The organism is Mycobacterium ahvazicum (assembly GCF_900176255.2).
Classification (GTDB): domain Bacteria; phylum Actinomycetota; class Actinomycetes; order Mycobacteriales; family Mycobacteriaceae; genus Mycobacterium; species Mycobacterium ahvazicum.
In genome coordinates this window covers 758,827-775,241 of sequence record NZ_FXEG02000002.1, presented here as the reverse complement: position 1 = coordinate 775,241, position 16,415 = coordinate 758,827, and the positions used below count along the sequence as shown (strand labels likewise).

The 16,415-nt window shown below is 68.3% G+C and carries 14 protein-coding genes; 10 read left to right on the top strand and 4 right to left on the bottom strand.

Translation table 11 applies throughout. The features are described from left to right. Positions 1 to 15 precede the first annotated feature (15 nt). The 4 genes from cofD to MAAFP003_RS05890 are packed head-to-tail and all read left to right on the top strand — an operon-like array spanning position 16 to position 4,502. The gene (gene cofD, locus MAAFP003_RS05905; RefSeq protein WP_096285250.1) at positions 16 to 1,017 is read left to right on the top strand and encodes a 2-phospho-L-lactate transferase; all 1,002 of its coding nucleotides are present in this window, start codon (positions 16 to 18) and stop codon (positions 1,015 to 1,017) included. Further along, on the top strand, positions 1,014 to 2,375 hold the full coding sequence (locus MAAFP003_RS05900; protein ID WP_096285248.1) for a coenzyme F420-0:L-glutamate ligase: 1,362 nt from the start codon (positions 1,014 to 1,016) through the stop codon (positions 2,373 to 2,375). Before cofD ends, MAAFP003_RS05900 begins: the two co-directional genes overlap by 4 nt. A gap of 10 nt (positions 2,376 to 2,385) precedes the next feature. Continuing rightward, positions 2,386 to 3,963 (top strand): Eco57I restriction-modification methylase domain-containing protein, encoded by a 1,578-nt coding sequence (locus MAAFP003_RS05895; protein WP_096285247.1) that lies wholly within the window; start codon positions 2,386 to 2,388, stop codon positions 3,961 to 3,963. Continuing rightward, positions 3,960 to 4,502, top strand: a complete 543-nt coding sequence (locus tag MAAFP003_RS05890; RefSeq protein WP_207768471.1) for an NUDIX hydrolase — start codon at positions 3,960 to 3,962, stop codon at positions 4,500 to 4,502. Before MAAFP003_RS05895 ends, MAAFP003_RS05890 begins: the two co-directional genes overlap by 4 nt. A gap of 78 nt (positions 4,503 to 4,580) precedes the next feature. Here MAAFP003_RS05890 and manB read toward each other — a convergent pair whose 3' ends face one another. Genes manB through rfbD form a run of 3 tightly spaced genes read right to left on the bottom strand, consistent with a single transcriptional unit; the run spans position 4,581 to position 7,459 of the window. Beyond that, entirely contained in the window at positions 4,581 to 5,660 is a 1,080-nt protein-coding gene (manB, locus tag MAAFP003_RS05885; protein ID WP_096285245.1) for a mannose-1-phosphate guanylyltransferase, read from the bottom strand. Between the two features lies 1 nt (position 5,661). Further along, positions 5,662 to 6,558: a glycosyltransferase family 2 protein gene (locus MAAFP003_RS05880; RefSeq protein ID WP_096285243.1), complete on the bottom strand. Its 897-nt coding sequence runs from the start codon at positions 6,556 to 6,558 to the stop codon at positions 5,662 to 5,664. After that, positions 6,551 to 7,459 (bottom strand): dTDP-4-dehydrorhamnose reductase, encoded by a 909-nt coding sequence (gene rfbD / locus MAAFP003_RS05875; protein WP_096285241.1) that lies wholly within the window; start codon positions 7,457 to 7,459, stop codon positions 6,551 to 6,553. Before rfbD ends, MAAFP003_RS05880 begins: the two co-directional genes overlap by 8 nt. A gap of 94 nt (positions 7,460 to 7,553) precedes the next feature. Here rfbD and MAAFP003_RS05870 point away from each other — a divergent pair, with 94 nt between their 5' ends. The 4 genes from MAAFP003_RS05870 to ctpC all read left to right on the top strand — a co-directional run bounded on the left by MAAFP003_RS05870 (position 7,554) and on the right by ctpC (position 12,342). After that, positions 7,554 to 9,020: an LCP family protein gene (locus tag MAAFP003_RS05870; protein WP_423790859.1), complete on the top strand. Its 1,467-nt coding sequence runs from the start codon at positions 7,554 to 7,556 to the stop codon at positions 9,018 to 9,020. Further along, complete coding sequence (locus MAAFP003_RS05865; protein ID WP_207768470.1) at positions 9,008 to 9,727, top strand: TIGR03089 family protein; 720 nt, start codon at positions 9,008 to 9,010, stop codon at positions 9,725 to 9,727. The genes MAAFP003_RS05870 and MAAFP003_RS05865 overlap by 13 nt, the downstream gene beginning before the upstream one ends. Before the next feature lie 149 nt (positions 9,728 to 9,876). Beyond that, positions 9,877 to 10,158 carry a DUF1490 family protein gene (locus MAAFP003_RS05860; RefSeq protein WP_096285237.1) on the top strand — a complete coding sequence of 94 codons (282 nt, stop codon included), beginning with the start codon at positions 9,877 to 9,879 and terminating at the stop codon, positions 10,156 to 10,158. 9 nt (positions 10,159 to 10,167) lie between these two features. Then, entirely contained in the window at positions 10,168 to 12,342 is a 2,175-nt protein-coding gene (gene ctpC, locus MAAFP003_RS05855; RefSeq protein WP_096285235.1) for a manganese-exporting P-type ATPase CtpC, read from the top strand. On the opposite strand, the gene MAAFP003_RS05850 is transcribed toward ctpC, so the two are convergent. Continuing rightward, positions 12,327 to 13,985, bottom strand: a complete 1,659-nt coding sequence (locus MAAFP003_RS05850; protein ID WP_096285233.1) for an AMP-binding protein — start codon at positions 13,983 to 13,985, stop codon at positions 12,327 to 12,329. The two genes, ctpC and MAAFP003_RS05850, sit on opposite strands and share 16 nt — an antisense overlap. A gap of 104 nt (positions 13,986 to 14,089) precedes the next feature. Here MAAFP003_RS05850 and MAAFP003_RS05845 point away from each other — a divergent pair, with 104 nt between their 5' ends. Together MAAFP003_RS05845 and MAAFP003_RS05840 are read left to right on the top strand one after the other, a co-directional pair. Further along, positions 14,090 to 15,004 carry a class I SAM-dependent methyltransferase gene (locus MAAFP003_RS05845; RefSeq protein ID WP_096285231.1) on the top strand — a complete coding sequence of 305 codons (915 nt, stop codon included), beginning with the start codon at positions 14,090 to 14,092 and terminating at the stop codon, positions 15,002 to 15,004. Between the two features lie 15 nt (positions 15,005 to 15,019). Further along, positions 15,020 to 16,207, top strand: a complete 1,188-nt coding sequence (locus MAAFP003_RS05840; RefSeq protein ID WP_096285229.1) for a CoA transferase — start codon at positions 15,020 to 15,022, stop codon at positions 16,205 to 16,207. Positions 16,208 to 16,415 lie beyond the last annotated feature (208 nt).

Here is a 16,415-nt window from a genome sequence, read left to right as displayed (position 1 = left end):
GTACTGTCGTCCGGTGTGAAGGTCACCGTTCTGGTCGGTGGGGTCGGCGGCGCCCGGTTCCTGCTGGGTGTTCAACAATTACTCGGGCTGGGTCAGTTCGCAACCGGGGGAGAAACTTCCGACCACGAGCTGACCGCCGTCGTCAACATTGGCGACGATGCCTGGATCCACGGGGTTCGGGTTTGTCCGGATTTGGACACCTGCATGTATACCTTAGGTGGAGGCGTAGACCCGGAGCGCGGTTGGGGTCATCGCGACGAAACCTGGCACGCCAAAGAGGAATTGGCGCGCTACGGCATGCAGCCGGACTGGTTTCAACTCGGCGACCGCGATTTGGGTACGCACCTGGTGCGTACCCAGATGCTCAACGCCGGCTACCCGCTCTCGCAGATCACCACGGCGTTGTGCGACCGCTGGCAACCCGGCGCGCGGTTGGTGCCCGCCAGCGACGACCGTTGTGAAACCCATGTGGTGATCACCGATCCGGCCGACGACAGTCGGCGCGCGATCCACTTCCAGGAATGGTGGGTGCGCTACCGGGCCAACGTGACCACCCACAGTTTCGCGTTCGTCGGCGCCGAAACAGCCAGCGCCACAACCGATGCGGTCGACGCGATCGGCGACGCCGACATCATCATGCTGGCGCCGTCCAATCCCGTGGTGAGCGTCGGCGCGATCCTGGCCGTGCCGGGCATTCGCGGCGCACTGCGGGCGGCATCCGCACCGATCGTCGGCTACTCCCCGATCATCGGTGGAAAACCGTTGCGCGGCATGGCCGATGCCTGCCTCGAGGTGATCGGGGTCGAGTCCACCGCCGAAGCGGTCGGCGGATATTACGGCGCGCGCAGCGCCACCGGGATATTGGATTGCTGGCTGGTGCACGAGGGCGACTTGGAAAATTTCAAAGCGGACATCGACGGCGTCGCGGTGCGCGCGGTGCCGCTGTTGATGACCGATCCGAAGGCGACGGCCGAAATGGTGCGGGCCGGACTGGATATCGCGGGCGTGGCGCCGTGACGCCCGCACCGAAAGAGCACGGCACTGCCGCGGCCATCGAGATCCTCCCGGTGCCCGGGCTTCCGGAGTTCCGCCCCGGCGACGATCTCGGTGCGGCGGTCGCCGCCGCCGCCGCGTGGCTGCGCGACGGCGACGTCGTCGTGGTCACCAGCAAGGTGGTGTCCAAGTGCGAGGGCCGGCTGGTGACCGCGCCCGAAGACCCCGAGGAGCGTGACGAGCTCCGGCGCAAACTGGTCGACGACGAGGCGGTGCGGGTGCTGGCCCGCAAGGGCCGCACGCTGATCACCGAGAACCGGATCGGCCTGGTGCAGGCCGCCGCCGGCGTCGACGGATCCAACGTCGGCCGAAGCGAACTCGCGCTGTTGCCCCTCGACCCCGACGGCAGTGCCGCGGCCCTGCGCGCCGCGCTGCGCGAGAAGCTCGGCGTCGACGTCGCGGTGGTGATCACCGACACCATGGGCCGCGCCTGGCGCAACGGTCAGATCGACGCGGCGATCGGCGCGGCGGGACTGGCTGTGCTGCACGGCTATTCGGGCGCGATCGACGAGCACGGCAACGAGTTGGTGGTCACCGAGATCGCGGTGGCCGACGAGGTGGCCGCCGCGGCCGATCTGGTCAAGGGCAAGCTGACCGCGATGCCGGTGGCCGTCGTGCGCGGGCTGACCGTCGTCGACGACGGCACCACGGCGCGCCGGCTGCTGCGGCCCGGACCCGAAGATCTGTTCTGGCTCGGCACCGCCGAAGCCATCGAGAAGGGCCGTCGCGAAGCCCAGCTGCTGCGCCGGTCGGTGCGCCGGTTCAGCGCCGAGCCGGTGCCACCGGAGCTGATCGAGGCGGCCGTCGCCGAGGCGCTGACCGCGCCGGCGCCGCACCACACCCGCCCGGTGCGGTTCGTCTGGCTGCGCACCGCGGCGACCCGGACCCGGCTGCTCGATCGGATGAAGGACAAGTGGCGCACCGACCTGGCCGGTGACGGCAAGCCGGACGACGCGATCGACCGGCGGGTGGCGCGCGGCCAGATCCTCTACGACGCACCCGAGGTCATCGTTCCGATGCTGGTGCCCGAGGGCGCCCACACCTATTCCGACGATGAGCGCACCGATGCCGAGCACACCATGTTCACCGTAGCGGTCGGCGCGGCCGTGCAGGCATTGCTGGTCGCGCTGGCCGTTCGGGGAGTGGGCAGCTGCTGGATCGGCTCGACGATCTTCGCCGCCGACTTGGTCCGCACCGAGCTGGAGCTGCCCGCCGATTGGGAGCCGTTGGGCGGCATCGCGATCGGCTACGCCTCCGAAGACGCACGGCCCGACGGGTTGCGCGAACCCGTGAATCCCGGAGATCTGCTGATCCGCAAGTGATACTGACCCGGTGAAGACGTTCGCGGGCAAGACGGCCGCATCGGCCGACAAGGTTCGCGGCGGCTACTACACGCCGGCGTCGGTGGCACGGTTTCTGGCCCGCTGGGTGCGCGGGGCCGGACCCCGCATCCTCGAGCCCTCGTGCGGCGACGGCCGGATCCTGCGCGAGCTGGCCGCGCTCAGCGAGCAGGCACGGGGCGTGGAACTCGTGTCCCAAGAGGCGCTCAAGGCACGACAATTCGCTCCCGTCGACGCCGCGAATCTGTTCAGCTGGATCGCCCGCAACGAGGCGGCCGGCTGGGACGGGGTGGCGGGCAATCCGCCTTACATCAGGTTCGGCAATTGGGCGTCCGAGCAACGGGAGCCGGCGCTGGACCTGATGCGGCGCGCGGGGCTGCGGCCCAGCAGGCTGACCAATGCCTGGGTTCCTTTCGTCGTCGCGAGCACGGTCATGGTGCGCGACGGTGGCCGGGTGGGATTGGTATTACCCGCCGAATTACTGCAAGTCGGTTATGCCGCACAATTGCGCGAATTTCTGCTTTCCCGCTACCGCGAAATCACTCTGGTCACTTTTGCACGCCTAGTATTCGACGGCATTCTGCAGGAGGTCGTGTTGTTCTGCGGGGTGGTCGGCACCGGGCCGGCGCGCATTCGCACCGTCAATTTGACCGACGCCGACGCGCTCGCGCACGCGAGCCTCGACGGCCAAGCCGCACCCGCGCTACTGCACGAGAAGGAGAAGTGGACCAAGTATTTCCTGGACCCCGCCGCGATCCGGCTGCTGCGCACGCTCAACCGGTCGGACACGATGACCCGGCTCGGGGCCGTCGCCGACGTCGACGTCGGCATCGTGACCGGTCGCAACAGCTTCTTCACCTTCACCGACGCACAAGCCCGCGAGCTGGGCCTGCAACCACACTGCGTGCCGCTGGTCTCGCGCAGCAGCCAACTGTGCGGCCTGGTATACGACACCGATTGCCGGGCAAGCGATATCGCGGCCGGCCAGCGGACCTGGTTGCTCGACGCCCCGCAGCAGCCCGCCGATCCCGCGCTCATCGCGCACCTCGGTGCCGGTGAGGCCGCGGGCGTGCACCTGGGCTACAAGTGCTCGATCCGCACGCCGTGGTGGCGCACCCCGTCGCTGTGGGTTCCCGATCTGTTCCTGCTGCGCCAGATTCACCTGGCCCCGCGGCTGGCCGTCAACGCCGCCGCGGCGACCAGCACCGACACCGTCCATCGGGTGCGGCTGGTGCACGGTGTCGAGCCCACTGCGTTGGCCGCGGTGTTCCACAACAGCGCGACGTTCGCCTTCGCCGAGATCATGGGCCGTAGTTATGGTGGAGGCATCTTGGAACTCGAGCCCACCGAAGCCGAGCAGCTGCCCATTCCCGCCCCTGCGCTGGCCGGCGCCGACCTGGCCGCGGATGTGAATCTTTTGCTGAAGGCCAACGAAATCGAGAAGGCACTCGACACCGTCGACCGTCATGTCCTGATCGACGGGCTCGGCTGGTCACCCGATGTCGTCGCGCAGTGCCGAGCGGCATGGCATACGCTGCGCGACCGCCGGACCAGGCGCGGCGCCCGGTGAGCATCCGCGATTCGGCCATCTCGGTGCTGACCGACTGGCGGGGACCCGACCCGACGCAGGAGTCGCTGCGGCACGCCGTGCTGGCCTTCGTGCACGGTCGCCCCGACGCCTGCCGCCGCGAGTGCGAGGCCGGCCACGTCACGGCGTCGGCGATCGTGCTCGACCACACCGGCACCCAGGTGTTGTTGACCCTGCATCCCCGGCTAGGACGCTGGGTCCAGCTCGGGGGCCACTGCGACGATGACGACGCCGACATCGTGGCCGCGGCGCTGCGCGAAGCCGTCGAGGAGTCCGGCGTGCCCGATCTGCGCATCGCTCCGGAGCTGGCCGCGATTCACGTCCACCCGGTCACCTGCTCGTTGGGCGTCCCGACCCGGCATCTGGACCTGCAATTCGTCGCGCACGCACCTTCGGGTGCGCAGATCGCGATCAGCGAGGAATCCGACGACTTGCGGTGGTGGCCGGCCGACGGCTTGCCCGATGGCACCGACCACGCGCTGGCCTACCTGGTTTCGCGCGCGACCGGCACGACGGGGTAAGCCGTCGAATGTGCGGCTAGTTTCACACTCGAGGCCGAATGTGCGGCCAGCTTCACACTCGCGGGCGTTGGCTCGCGATCACACGTCGCTCGAGTAGCGGATCCCGCCGTCGGGAATCGAGACACCGGGCCAGACCCGCGCGCCGCGCAACAGCTCGCAGCGCGCACCGATGTCGGCGCCGTCGCCGATCACCCCGTCGCGGATCAACGCGCGCGGACCGATGCGGGCCCCGAAGCCGACGATCGAGCGCTCGACGACGCTGCCCGCCTCGATCTTGACGCCGTCGAAGATCACCGCGCCGTCCAGCCGCACACCGGGACCGATCTCGGCGCCGCGCCCGACGACCGTGCCGCCGATCAGCACCGCACCGGGCGACACCGCCGCGCCTTCGTGCACCAGCTTCTCGCCGTGATGGCCCTGCAGCGCGGGGGACGTGACGATGCCGCGCACCAGGTCCGACGATCCGCGGACGAAGTCGTCCGGGGTACCCATGTCGCGCCAGTAGGTGGCGTCGACGTAGCCACAGAACTTGACGCCGGGGTCCGACAACAATGCCGGGAACACCTCGCGCTCGACCGACACCGGCCGCCCGCGCGGAATCCGGTCGATGATGTTGCGCTCGAAGACGTAGGTGCCGGCGTTGATCTGATCGGTCGGCGGATCCTCGGTCTTCTCCAGGAAGGCCAAGACGCGGTTGTTCTCGTCGGTCGGCACACACCCGAAGGCACGCGGATCACCCACCCGCACCAGGTGCAGCGTCACGTCGGCCTCGTTCGCCCGGTGCGAATCCACCAGCTGGCCGAGATCGGCGCCGGAGAGCACATCGCCGTTGAAGATCAGCGCGGTGTCATAGCGCAACTGGTCCGCGATGTTGGCAATGCCACCGCCGGTCCCCAGCGGTTCCTCCTCGGTGACGTAGTCGATCTCCAGACCGAGCGCCGACCCGTCGCCGAACTCCGCTTCGAACACCCCGGCCTTGTACGAGGTGCTCAGGATGACGTGCTGGACGCCCGCCGCGGCGATGCGCGACAACATGTGGGTGAGAAACGGCACCCCGGCCGTCGGCAGCATCGGCTTGGGCGCCGAGAGCGTCAGCGGCCGCAGCCGAGTGCCCTTGCCGCCGACCAGAATCACCGCATCCACTGAAGAAATCGCCAACTCAGCGCCGCCCTTCCGAGGACTTCTCCGAACGCTGCCGGCGCGAGTTGCGCACCATCAGAGCCGAGCGCAGCGCCAACGAGGCCCGCAACACCCAGCGCAGCGGGGCCAGCCACCAACCGGTATGGCGGTCGGCCAGAAAGATATAGGTGCTGCGGTGATGTGCCGCGAGGTGGCTGGCCGGATCGTCCCCGGTGGAATGGCCCTTGTGGTGCAGCACTTCGGCGGACGGCACATAAACGTTGAGCCAGCCGGCCTTGCCGAGCCGGTCGCCGAGGTCGACGTCCTCCATATACATGAAGTAGCGCTCGTCGAATCCGCCGATCTGACCGTAGGCCGAACGGCGCAGCAGCAGACACGATCCCGAGAGCCAGCCCACCGGCCGTTCGCTGGGCTCGAGCCGCTCCTGGCGGTAGGCCGCCGTCCAGGGATTGCGCTTCCAGAACGGCCCGATCACCGCGTGCATGCCGCCGCGGATCAGGCTGGGGAGATGGCGCGCTGACGGATACACCGAGCCGTCGGGGTCGTGGATCAGCGGGCCCAGCGCGCCGGCTTGGGGCCAGCGGGCAGCGGCCTCCAGCAGCGCGTCGATGCTGTTCGGGCCCCACTGCACGTCGGGGTTGGCAACCAGCACCCATTCGTCGATCTCCCCGCGTTCGGACAGGTGCTCGATCGCGCGGTTGACCGCGGTGCCGTACCCGAGATTGCCTCCGGTGCTGAACAGCCGCACGTTCGGATACCGCTCCACCGCCGCCTGCGGGGCGCCGTCGGTGGAACCGTTGTCGGCCATCAGGACGCTGACCGGGCGCTCGGTCGCCAACGACAGCGAAGCCAGAAAACGTTCGAGGTGGTGGCCCGGCGAATAGGTCACCGTCACGACCGGCAGGACGTCAGTCACGCGTCGAGGTTATCGGTCGTTCGGCCGGGACAGGCCCTTGCGACGCGGCCAGCGCGGCGACGAGCGCGGCGCGCCAGGGCCTCAGCGGCGTCATGCCCGCCGCCGCCGACTGCCGGCCCGACAACGCGGAGTAGGTCGGGCGGGGTGCGGGACGGGGAAATTCGGCGGTGCTCACCGGGTGCACCCGCTCGGGGTCGGCGCCGCACTCCTCGAACACCGCGCGGGCCAGCTCGAATCGCGAGACGGCGCCCTCGTTGGCGGCGTGCAGGATCGGCCCGGGCACACCGTCATCGGCGATCTGGAGCAGTGCCGCGGCCAAATCGGCGACGTAGGTCGGCGAGCCGACCTGGTCGTCGACGACCTTGATCGGGCCGTCACCGGCCGCGAGCTTGCGCATGATCGCGACGAAGTCCTTGCCGGTGCCGCCGGTGTACACCCAGGCGGTGCGGACCACAGCGCACTGCGAGGCCTCCGGCAGCGCCGCCAGCACGGCGACCTCGCCGGCGCGCTTGCTGCAGGCGTAGACGCCGCGCGGCGAGGTCTCGTCGCCGGGTTCGAACGGGTGGGGATCGGCGTAATCACCGGCGAAAACGAAGTCGGTCGAGACGTGGATCAGCCGGGCGCCGGCGCGCGCACAGGCCCGCGCGATGTGCGCCGGCGCGGCCTCATTGACCGCGTACGCGCGCGCTTCGTCGCTCTCAGCACCGTCGACATCGGTGTAGGCGGCGCAATTGATCACGACATCCCCGCTTGTCACGATCGCCTCGGCGGCGGCGGGGTCGGTGATGTCCCACTGCGCGGACGTCAGCGCGAGGACGTGGCGCCCCTGCTCAACGCCGCGGGCCGCCAAACACCCGCCCAGCTGGCCACCTGCTCCGGTGACGACGATCCTGCCCGACATGGTTCGAGTCTGGCATGTCTCAGAAAGGACCGGAAAGCTCGGGCCACGCCGCTGCTCGCTACCCGGGAAGCGACTGTGTCGCAAGTAACCTAGTGTGATGCCTGTGCATCGTGTGGTTCGTGTTGTTGCCACTGTGCTAGCCGTCGTCGTCGTTCTCGGCACCGGTGTGGCGTGGAACAACGTCCGAGCATTCGAAGACGGCATCTTCCACATGTCGGCACCTTCGCTGGGCAAGGGCGGCGATGACGGCGCGATCGACATCCTGCTGGTCGGCCTGGACAGCCGCACCGACGCGCACGGCAACCCGTTGACCGCCGAGGAGCTGGCGACGCTGAAGGCCGGCGACGAGGAAGCCACCAACACCGACACCATCATCCTGGTCCGGATACCGAACAACGGTAAGTCGGCCACCGCGATCTCGATTCCGCGCGACTCCTATGTAGTGGCGCCCGGTCTGGGCAAGACGAAGATCAATGGCGTCTACGGCCAAACCCGGGAAGCCAAGCGGACCAACCTGGTCAAGGCCGGCGATTCGGCCGAGGACGCCGCCACTCAGGGAACCGAGGCCGGCCGCGAGGCCTTGATCAAGACCGTCGCCGACCTCACCGGCGTCACCGTCGACCACTACGCCGAGATCGGGCTGCTGGGTTTCGCGTTGATAACCGATGCACTCGGCGGCGTCAACGTGTGCCTCAAAGACGCTGTATACGAACCTCTTTCGGGTGCGGACTTCCCGGCGGGTCCGCAAAAGCTCGACGGCGCGGAGGCGCTCAGCTTCGTGCGTCAGCGCCACGACCTGCCGCGCGGTGACCTCGACCGGGTGGTACGCCAGCAGGTCGTGATGGCGTCGCTGGCGCACCGGGTTATCTCGGGCCAGACGTTGTCCAGCCCCGGCACGCTGAAAAAGCTGGAAGCCGCGGTGCAGCGCTCGGTGGTGATCTCCCAAGGCTGGGATGTGATGGATTTCGTCCAGCAGTTGCAGAAGCTGGCCGGCGGTAACGTCGCCTTCGCCACCATCCCGGTGCTCGACGGGGCCGGCTGGAGCGACGACGGCATGCAGAGCGTGGTCCGGGTGGACCCGCACCAGGTTCAGGACTGGGTGGCCGGCCTGTTGCACGACCAGGATCAGGGCAAGACCGAACAACTGGCCTACACACCCGCCAAGACCACCGCCACCGTCGTCAACGACACCGACATCAACGGACTGGCGGCCGCGGTGTCAGATGTGTTGAGCTCCAAGGGATTCACCACCGGTGCGGCGGGAAACAACGACGGCGGCCACGTCAAATCCAGCCAGGTGCGCGCCAACAAGCCCGACGACATGGGAGCCCAGGAAGTCTCCAAGGAGCTGGGCGGATTACCCGTCGTCGGAGATGCGTCGCTGGCGCCGGGATCGGTCCGGGTGGTGCTGGCCAACGACTACACGGGACCGGGCTCGGGCCTGTCCGGCGGCACGACCGCACCGGCACGGGTGACGAACCAATCGGCCACCGATCCGAATGTTCCCGCGCCCTCACCGATCCTGACCGCCGGCAGCGACAAGCCGGAGTGCATCAACTGACCACGCTATCCGGGGCGATCCTCGATCCGATGCTGGCCGCCGACCCGGTCGGTCCGCGCATCACCTATTACGACGATGCCACCGGCGAGCGCATCGAGTTGTCCGCGGTGACCCTGGCCAACTGGGCGGCCAAGACCGGCAACCTATTACGCGACGAGTTGGGGGCGGGCCCGGACAGCCGGGTGGCAATCCTATTGCCGGCGCATTGGCAGACCGCGGCGGTCCTGTTCGGGGTGTGGTGGATCGGGGCCGAGGCGGTGCTCGACGGGCCGGCCGACCTGGCGCTGTGCACCATCGAACGGCTCGACGAGGCCGACGCGACGGTCGAACCCGGCGGCGAGGTCGCGGTGTTGTCGCTGGACCCGTTCGGTCGTCCCGCGCCCGATCTGCCGATCGGCGTCACCGACTACGCCACCGCGGTGCGGGTGCACGGCGACCAGATCGTCGCCGAGCCCCATCCCGGTCCCGCGCTGGCCGGCCGATCCGTCGAAGAAGTCCTGGCCGACTGTGAAAGCTCCGCTACGGCAAGGGGTTTGACGGCCAAGGATCGGGTGCTTTCCACCGCCGCGTGGCCGGGCCCTGCCGAGTTGGTCGACGGCCTGCTGGCGATCATGTCCGTCGGGGCCTCGCTGGTGCAGGTGGCCAACCCCGATCCGGCGGCGCTGCAGCGCCGCGTCGAGACCGAAAAGGTCACCCGCGTCCTCTGACAAAACATATTGATATCGCTATACATCGATGTTAATTTCGTGGAAGCATCAGGTGGACGGCGCGGGAACTTGGCTGTTCGCGTCGCCGGCGATACGACTATCTGATAATGATTGTCATTAACGACCGTGGTGGGAGAAGGGATCAGGCGATGGCGGCATACGGGCTACTGGCAAAGGCGGCGGGAACGGTGTTCACCGGTCTGGTCGGAGTGACCGCCTACGAGGTCGTCCGTAAGGCCGTGGCCAAGGCGCCGCTGCACCAGACCGCCGTGGCGACCGCGGAGCTCGGATTGCGCGGCACCCGCAAAGCCGAAACGGCCGCCGAGTCGGCGCGTCTGCGGCTCGCCGATGTGATGGCCGAAGCCCGCGAGCGCATCGGCGAGGAGGCGCCCACCCCTTCCGTCGGCGACAGCCACGATCACGACCACTGATCGCTCGCCATGAGCCTCGCGATCGTTGAAGACATCGCAACTCCCAAAGACCCTTCCCTCGACATACTTTCGGATGCGGCCGGCCGCATGCGGGTTTCCGTCCCGTGGGTGCGCTCAAGCTCCCGCCGGGCCGTCGCGGTCGAAGAGGCCGTGGCCAGGCAGACCGGCGTGCGCGCCGTGCACGCTTACCCGCGCACCGGATCGGTCGTCGTCTGGTATTCACCGCGCCGCTGCGATCGCACCGAGGTGCTGGCCGCGATCGGCAGCGCGAAACATGTTGCTGCCGAACTGATTCCGTCGCGCGCACCACATTCTGCGGAGATCCGTAACTCCGACGTGCTGCGCATGGTGATCGGCGGCCTGGCGCTGAGCCTGCTCGGGGTGCGCCGCTACGTGTTCGTCCGGCCACCGCTGCTCGGCGCGAGTGGGCGGGTCGTCGCCACCGGCGTCACGATCTTCACCGGCTACCCGTTCCTGCGCGGCGCGCTGCGCTCGCTGCGATCCGGCCGAGCCGGTACCGATGCGCTGGTCTCCGCGGCGACCGTCGCGAGCCTGATCCTGCGCGAGAACGTGGTCGCGCTGACCGTGCTGTGGCTGCTCAATATCGGTGAGTACCTGCAAGATCTGACGTTGCGACGGACCCGGCGGGCCATTTCGGAGCTGTTGCGCGGCAGCCAGGACACGGCGTGGATCCGGCTGCCGGACAGCAACGAAGTCCAGGTGCCGATCGACAGCGTCGAGATCGGCGACGAGGTGGTGGTGCACGACCACGTCGCGATTCCGGTGGACGGCCAGGTCGTCGACGGCGAGGCCGTCGTCAACCAATCCGCGATCACCGGGGAGAACCTGCCCGTGAGCGTCGGTGTGGGCACCCACGTGCACGCCGGGTCGGTCGTGGTGCGCGGCCGCGTCGTAGTGTGTGCCGAGGCCGTCGGGAAGCAGACCACGATCGGGCGCATCATCACCCGCGTCGAGGAGGCGCAGCACGACCGGGCCCCCATCCAGACGGTCGGCGAAAACTTCTCTCGCCGTTTCGTTCCCACCTCGTTCATCGTCTCGGCGATCACTTTGGCGATCACCGCGGACGTGCGGCGCGCGATGACCATGCTGTTGATCGCCTGCCCGTGCGCGGTGGGCTTGGCCACCCCGACCGCGATCAGCGCGGCGATCGGCAACGGCGCGCGCCGCGGCATCCTGATCAAGGGCGGATCGCACCTCGAACAGGCGGGCCGGGTCGACGCGATCGTGTTCGACAAGACCGGGACACTCACCGTCGGACGTCCCGTGGTCACCAATATCGTTGCCATGCACAAGGATTGGCAGCCCGAGCAAGTTCTGGCGTATGCGGCCAGCTCGGAGATCCACTCGCGGCATCCGCTGGCCGAGGCCGTCATCCGCTCCACCGAGGAGCGTCACATCAGCATCCCGCCGCACGAGGAGTGCGAGGTGCTGGTCGGCCTGGGCATGCGGACCTGGGCCGACGGCCGGACCCTGCTGCTGGGCAGCCCGTCGCTGCTGCAGGCCGAGAAGGTCAAGGTGTCCAAGAAGGCCAAGGAGTGGGTCGACAAGCTGCGCCGCGAGGCGCAGACCCCGCTGCTGCTCGCGGTGGACGGCACACTGGTTGGCCTGATCAGCCTGCGCGACGAAGTCCGGCCCGAAGCCGCCAAGGTGCTACAGCAATTGCGCGCCAACGGGATTCGCCGCATCGTCATGCTCACCGGCGATCATCCGGACATCGCCCAGGTAGTCGCCGGCGAGCTGGGGATCGACGAGTGGCGCGCCGAGGTCCTGCCGGAGGACAAGCTAGAGGTGGTGCGCGATCTGCAGGGCGAAGGCTACATCGTGGGCATGGTCGGCGACGGCATCAACGACGCCCCGGCGCTGGCGGCCGCCGACATCGGAATCGCGATGGGGCTGGCCGGAACCGACGTCGCCGTCGAAACCGCCGACGTGGCGCTGGCCAACGACGATCTGCACCGCCTGCTCGACGTCCGGGATCTGGGCGCTCGGGCAGTCGAGGTGATCCGGGAGAACTACGGCATGTCCATCGCCGTCAACGCCGCCGGGCTGATCGTGGGCGCGGGCGGGGCCCTGTCCCCCGTGTTGGCCGCGGTTCTGCACAACGCGTCGTCGGTTGCCGTGGTGGCCAACAGTTCTCGCCTGATCCGCTACCGCCTCGGCTGAGGGCCGACCGGCAGCCGGGCTTTCGGCCGGTTAGCCGAAGCCGGCCGTTGCGGCGCGTTGAGCAGACGCTTGAGCACCTTTCCGCCCGCGTTGCGGGGCAATTCGTCGACGAACAGCACGTCACGCGGAATCTTGAAGCGCGCCAACCGGTTTCGGATGTATTCCTGGACGTCGTGCTCGGTCAACGATGCGCCGGGGCGCCGCACGATGTAGGCGCGCAGGCGCTGGCCGAACTCCTCGTCGTCGACGCCGATCACCGCGACGTCCGCGATGTCGGGGTGGTGTTCGAGCGCATCCTCGACCTCACCCGGGTACACGTTCTCCCCACCGGAGACGATCATCTCGTCGTCGCGCCCGTCGACGAACAGCCTGCCCGCGCGGTCGAAATGACCGACATCGCCGGTGGATATCAGGCCCTGGATCGACTCCTTCTCGCCGCCGGTGCTGTATCCCTCGAAGGCCAGGATGTTGCCGACGAAAATCCGCCCCGTCGTTCCCACGGGCGCTTCCCGCCCGTCGTCGGTGAAGACCTTGACGACCGACCCGGGCGCCACCGAACCGACGCAGCCCGGCTCGGCGGCCAGATCGGCGGGCGTGGCGATGGTCGCGTAGGCGACCTCGGTCGAGCCGTACATGTTGTAGATCACGGGGCCGAATGCCTCGAGGGCACGGGTGGCCAGCGCGGCGCCCAGCTGGGAGCCGCCGATGAACACGATGCGCAGCGACGACAGATCGTGTTCGGCCAGCGCCGCAGGGCCCAGATCGAGGATGCGCCGCAGCATGGTGGGAACGACGATCATGGCACTGGCACGATGTGCGGCCACGCTCGCCACGGCCTGCTCGGGATCGAAGTGGCGGCGCAACACCAACGTCGAGCCCAGCACCGTCGCATACATCGCCTGGCTGAATCCATTCGAATGAAACAGCGGCACACAGCATTCGGTGACCTCGCGGCCCAGGAAGGGCACTTTGCCGAGAAGTCCGCCGACCGGGATCAGCGAGTAGGGTTCCGAACGTACCGCGCCCTTGGGGACGCCCGTCGTCCCGCTGGTCGAGATGACGATCTTGGGACGGCCGCCGGAACGCGGCGGCGCAGCGGGGTCGCCGCGTTCGATCAGCCCCTCGAGCGTGTCCGCCGCGGGCGTATCGGCCCAGGCGCGCAGGCGGCCCAGCCTGGGGTGGACGCCCGCGACGACGGTGGCGTACTCCTCGTCGTACACCAGCAGGTCGGCGCCCTCGCGGGCCACCATCTCGGCGAGTTGCACGCTGCCGAAGCCGGTGTTGAGCAGCAGGATGCTCGCGCCGCATTTGCCGGCGGCAAAGACCGCTTCCAAAAAGCCGCGGTGGTTGCCCACCAGGATGGCCACGCTGGTGCCCGGGCCGAGGCCCAGGCGGCGCCACTCGTTGGCCAATGCGTTGGTCCGCCTGTCCAGGTCGCCGAAACTGAGCGGACCGTGCTCGTCGATCAGCGCCAACCCGTTGGGGTCTCGCCCGGCGGTGATCGCCGTTGCCGCCCCCAGCAGGCCGTAGCGTTGCACCGCACGCAGCACCGGCAGGATCGCACTCGGCGGAATCAACCTCAGTCCGCCAGATCGCGCGTACCACAACAGCGACCGGGCTTCCAACCCGAGGCGTCTGATCATTACCTGGATGCTGCCGGGGCGGGCGGTCGTCGATAAGGGCGTAATGCCACCGCGCCGGAGGTCTTTGGTCACCGCCGCAGCGCCCGTAGTTATTGTGTCTAACCATGGCACGCAGCGACAACGACACCTGGGACCTCGCGACGAGCGTGGGTGCTACCGCCACGATGGTGGCCGCCGGACGGGCCCGGGCCACCAAGGACAAGCTGATCGACGACCGGTTCGCCGAGCCGCTGGTGCGTGCCGTGGGCGTCGACTTCTTCACCCGGTGGGCCAACGCCGAGATCGACTCGGCCGACGTCGATGAGCCCGATGCGCCGTGGGGCATGCAGCGCATGACCGACCTGCTGGCGGCGCGCACCCGCTACATCGACGCGTTCTTCGCCGACGCGGCCGCCGCGGGCATCCGCCAGGTCGTCATCCTGGCCTCCGGCCTGGACGCGCGCGGGTACCGGCTGCCCTGGGCTCCGGGAACGACGGTGTTCGAGATCGATCAGCCGGAAGTCATCGAGTTCAAGACCACCACGATCGAAGCGCTCGGCGCCAAGCCCACCGCCGAGATCCGCGCGGTCGGGGTCGACCTGCGCCACGATTGGCCGTCGGCGCTGAAGCAGGCCGGGTTCGATGCCGGCCAACCCGCCGCGTGGGCTGCGGAGGGCCTACTCGGTTTCCTGCCACCCGAAGCCCAGGATCGCCTGCTGGACAACATCACCGCGCTGTCCGCCGACGGCAGCCGGCTGGTGGCCGAGGTGTTTCTCAACACCGGCCGCAATCAGAACGCGTTGAACGGCGCCAGCCAGCGGTGGCGGGACCACGGGCTCGACGTGGTGCTCGACGATCTGGGTTTTCCCGGTGAGCGCAGCGATGCGGCCACGTATCTGGCCGATCGCGGCTGGCAGCCGGTCAGCACCCCGCTGAATCAGCTGTTGGCCGACAACGGATTACCGCAGCAGCCCGACGGTGACGACGCCCCGTTCGCCAAGAATTACTACTGCACCGCAGTTTTGCACCAGGCAGGGTAAGAGAAAGGCTCTAGTATGCCAAACAGCCAGCCGCCCAAGCCTCTTGACGGATACCGGGTTCTCGATTTCACGCAGAACATCGCCGGGCCGCTGGCTGGACAGATCATGGCCGACCTCGGTGCCGAGGTCATCAAGGTCGAGGCACCCCACGGCGAAGCGGCCCGGCAGATCGTCGCGGTGCTGCCCGGGCGGCCGCCGCTGCCCACCCTGTTCTGGCCCCACAACCGGGGCAAGAAGTCGGTGGCAGTGGACCTGACCAAAGACGAAGCCAAACAACAGATCTTGCGACTCGTCGACACCGCCGATGTCGTGCTGGAGGGGTTCCGGCCCGGAGTGATGGAGCGTATGGGCCTGGGCCCCAATGAGTTACAAGCGCGCAACCCGAAGCTGATCTACGCCCGCTTGTCCGCCTACGGCGGCAACGGCCCACAGGGCAGCCGGCCGGGCGTCGACCTGATGGTGGCCGCGGAGTCGGGCATGACCACCGGAATGCCCACGCCCACCGGCAAACCACAGATCATTCCGTTTCAGCTCGTCGACGCCGCCAGCGGCCACGTGCTGGCGCAGGCGGTGCTGGCCGCGCTGCTCAATCGCGAGCGGCACGGCGTAGCCGACGTGGTGCGAGTCGCGATGTACGACGTCGCGGTGGGCCTGCAGGCCAGCCAGCTCACGATTCACCTGAACAAGCCCGCCGAGCAGCCCAAGCCGAAGCCGGACCCGGCGCCAACAGCCAAGAAACGCAAGGGCGTTGGCTTCGCCACCCAGCCGTCGGATGCCTTCAAGGCCGCAGACGGGTACCTGGTGATCAGCGCGTATGTGCCCAAGCACTGGGCGAAGCTGTGCGAGATCATCGGCCGGCCCGACATGCTGGAAGACGAACGGTTCATCGACCAGCGGTCCCGTGCGATGAACTACCACGAGTTGACCGAGGAACTCGAGGCGGCGCTGGCCGCCAAGACCGCCGCCGAATGGGTTGAGCTACTGCAAGAAGGCGGCTTGATGGCCTGCCTGGCCTACACCTGGAAGCAGGTCGTCAGCACCCCGCTATTCGCGGAAAACGAACTGGCTCTGACCGTCGGCAGTGGCGACGATGAAATCACGGTGATCCGCACTCCGGCCCGTTACTCCAGCTTCGATGCGGCCGCCGCCGATCCCCCACCCGCGGCCGGCCAGCACAACGACATGTTTCTGGCCGAGTCCTGATTTCGCGCACCGGCTTTCTTTGAATCGCCGATGAAACGACGTGTTGTCAACGCCGGGACACCTGGGTTTCTTTGAGTTGTCGATGAATTCGTAGGCGTTTATCCCGGTGATCGGGCAGTCGGGGAAAGCTTCCTCACACGAACTAGCCGCAGGCGGCACGACGTCTTGTCGTCCGCTTATCTGATTTGTCTTGGTCGCCGGGGCCGGT

Bases quoted from the DNA above. Each gene is read 5' to 3' on its own strand.
- rfbD (WP_096285241.1), bottom strand. From the start codon at position 7,459: ATGTCGGGCAGGATCGTCGTCACCGGAGCAGGTGGCCAGCTGGGCGGG.
- MAAFP003_RS05860 (WP_096285237.1), top strand. From the start codon at position 9,877: ATGGCGGCATACGGGCTACTGGCAAAGGCGGCGGGAACGGTGTTCACC.
- ctpC (WP_096285235.1), top strand. From the start codon at position 10,168: ATGAGCCTCGCGATCGTTGAAGACATCGCAACTCCCAAAGACCCTTCC.
- MAAFP003_RS05850 (WP_096285233.1), bottom strand. From the start codon at position 13,985: ATGATCAGACGCCTCGGGTTGGAAGCCCGGTCGCTGTTGTGGTACGCG.
- MAAFP003_RS05845 (WP_096285231.1), top strand. From the start codon at position 14,090: ATGGCACGCAGCGACAACGACACCTGGGACCTCGCGACGAGCGTGGGT.
- MAAFP003_RS05840 (WP_096285229.1), top strand. From the start codon at position 15,020: ATGCCAAACAGCCAGCCGCCCAAGCCTCTTGACGGATACCGGGTTCTC.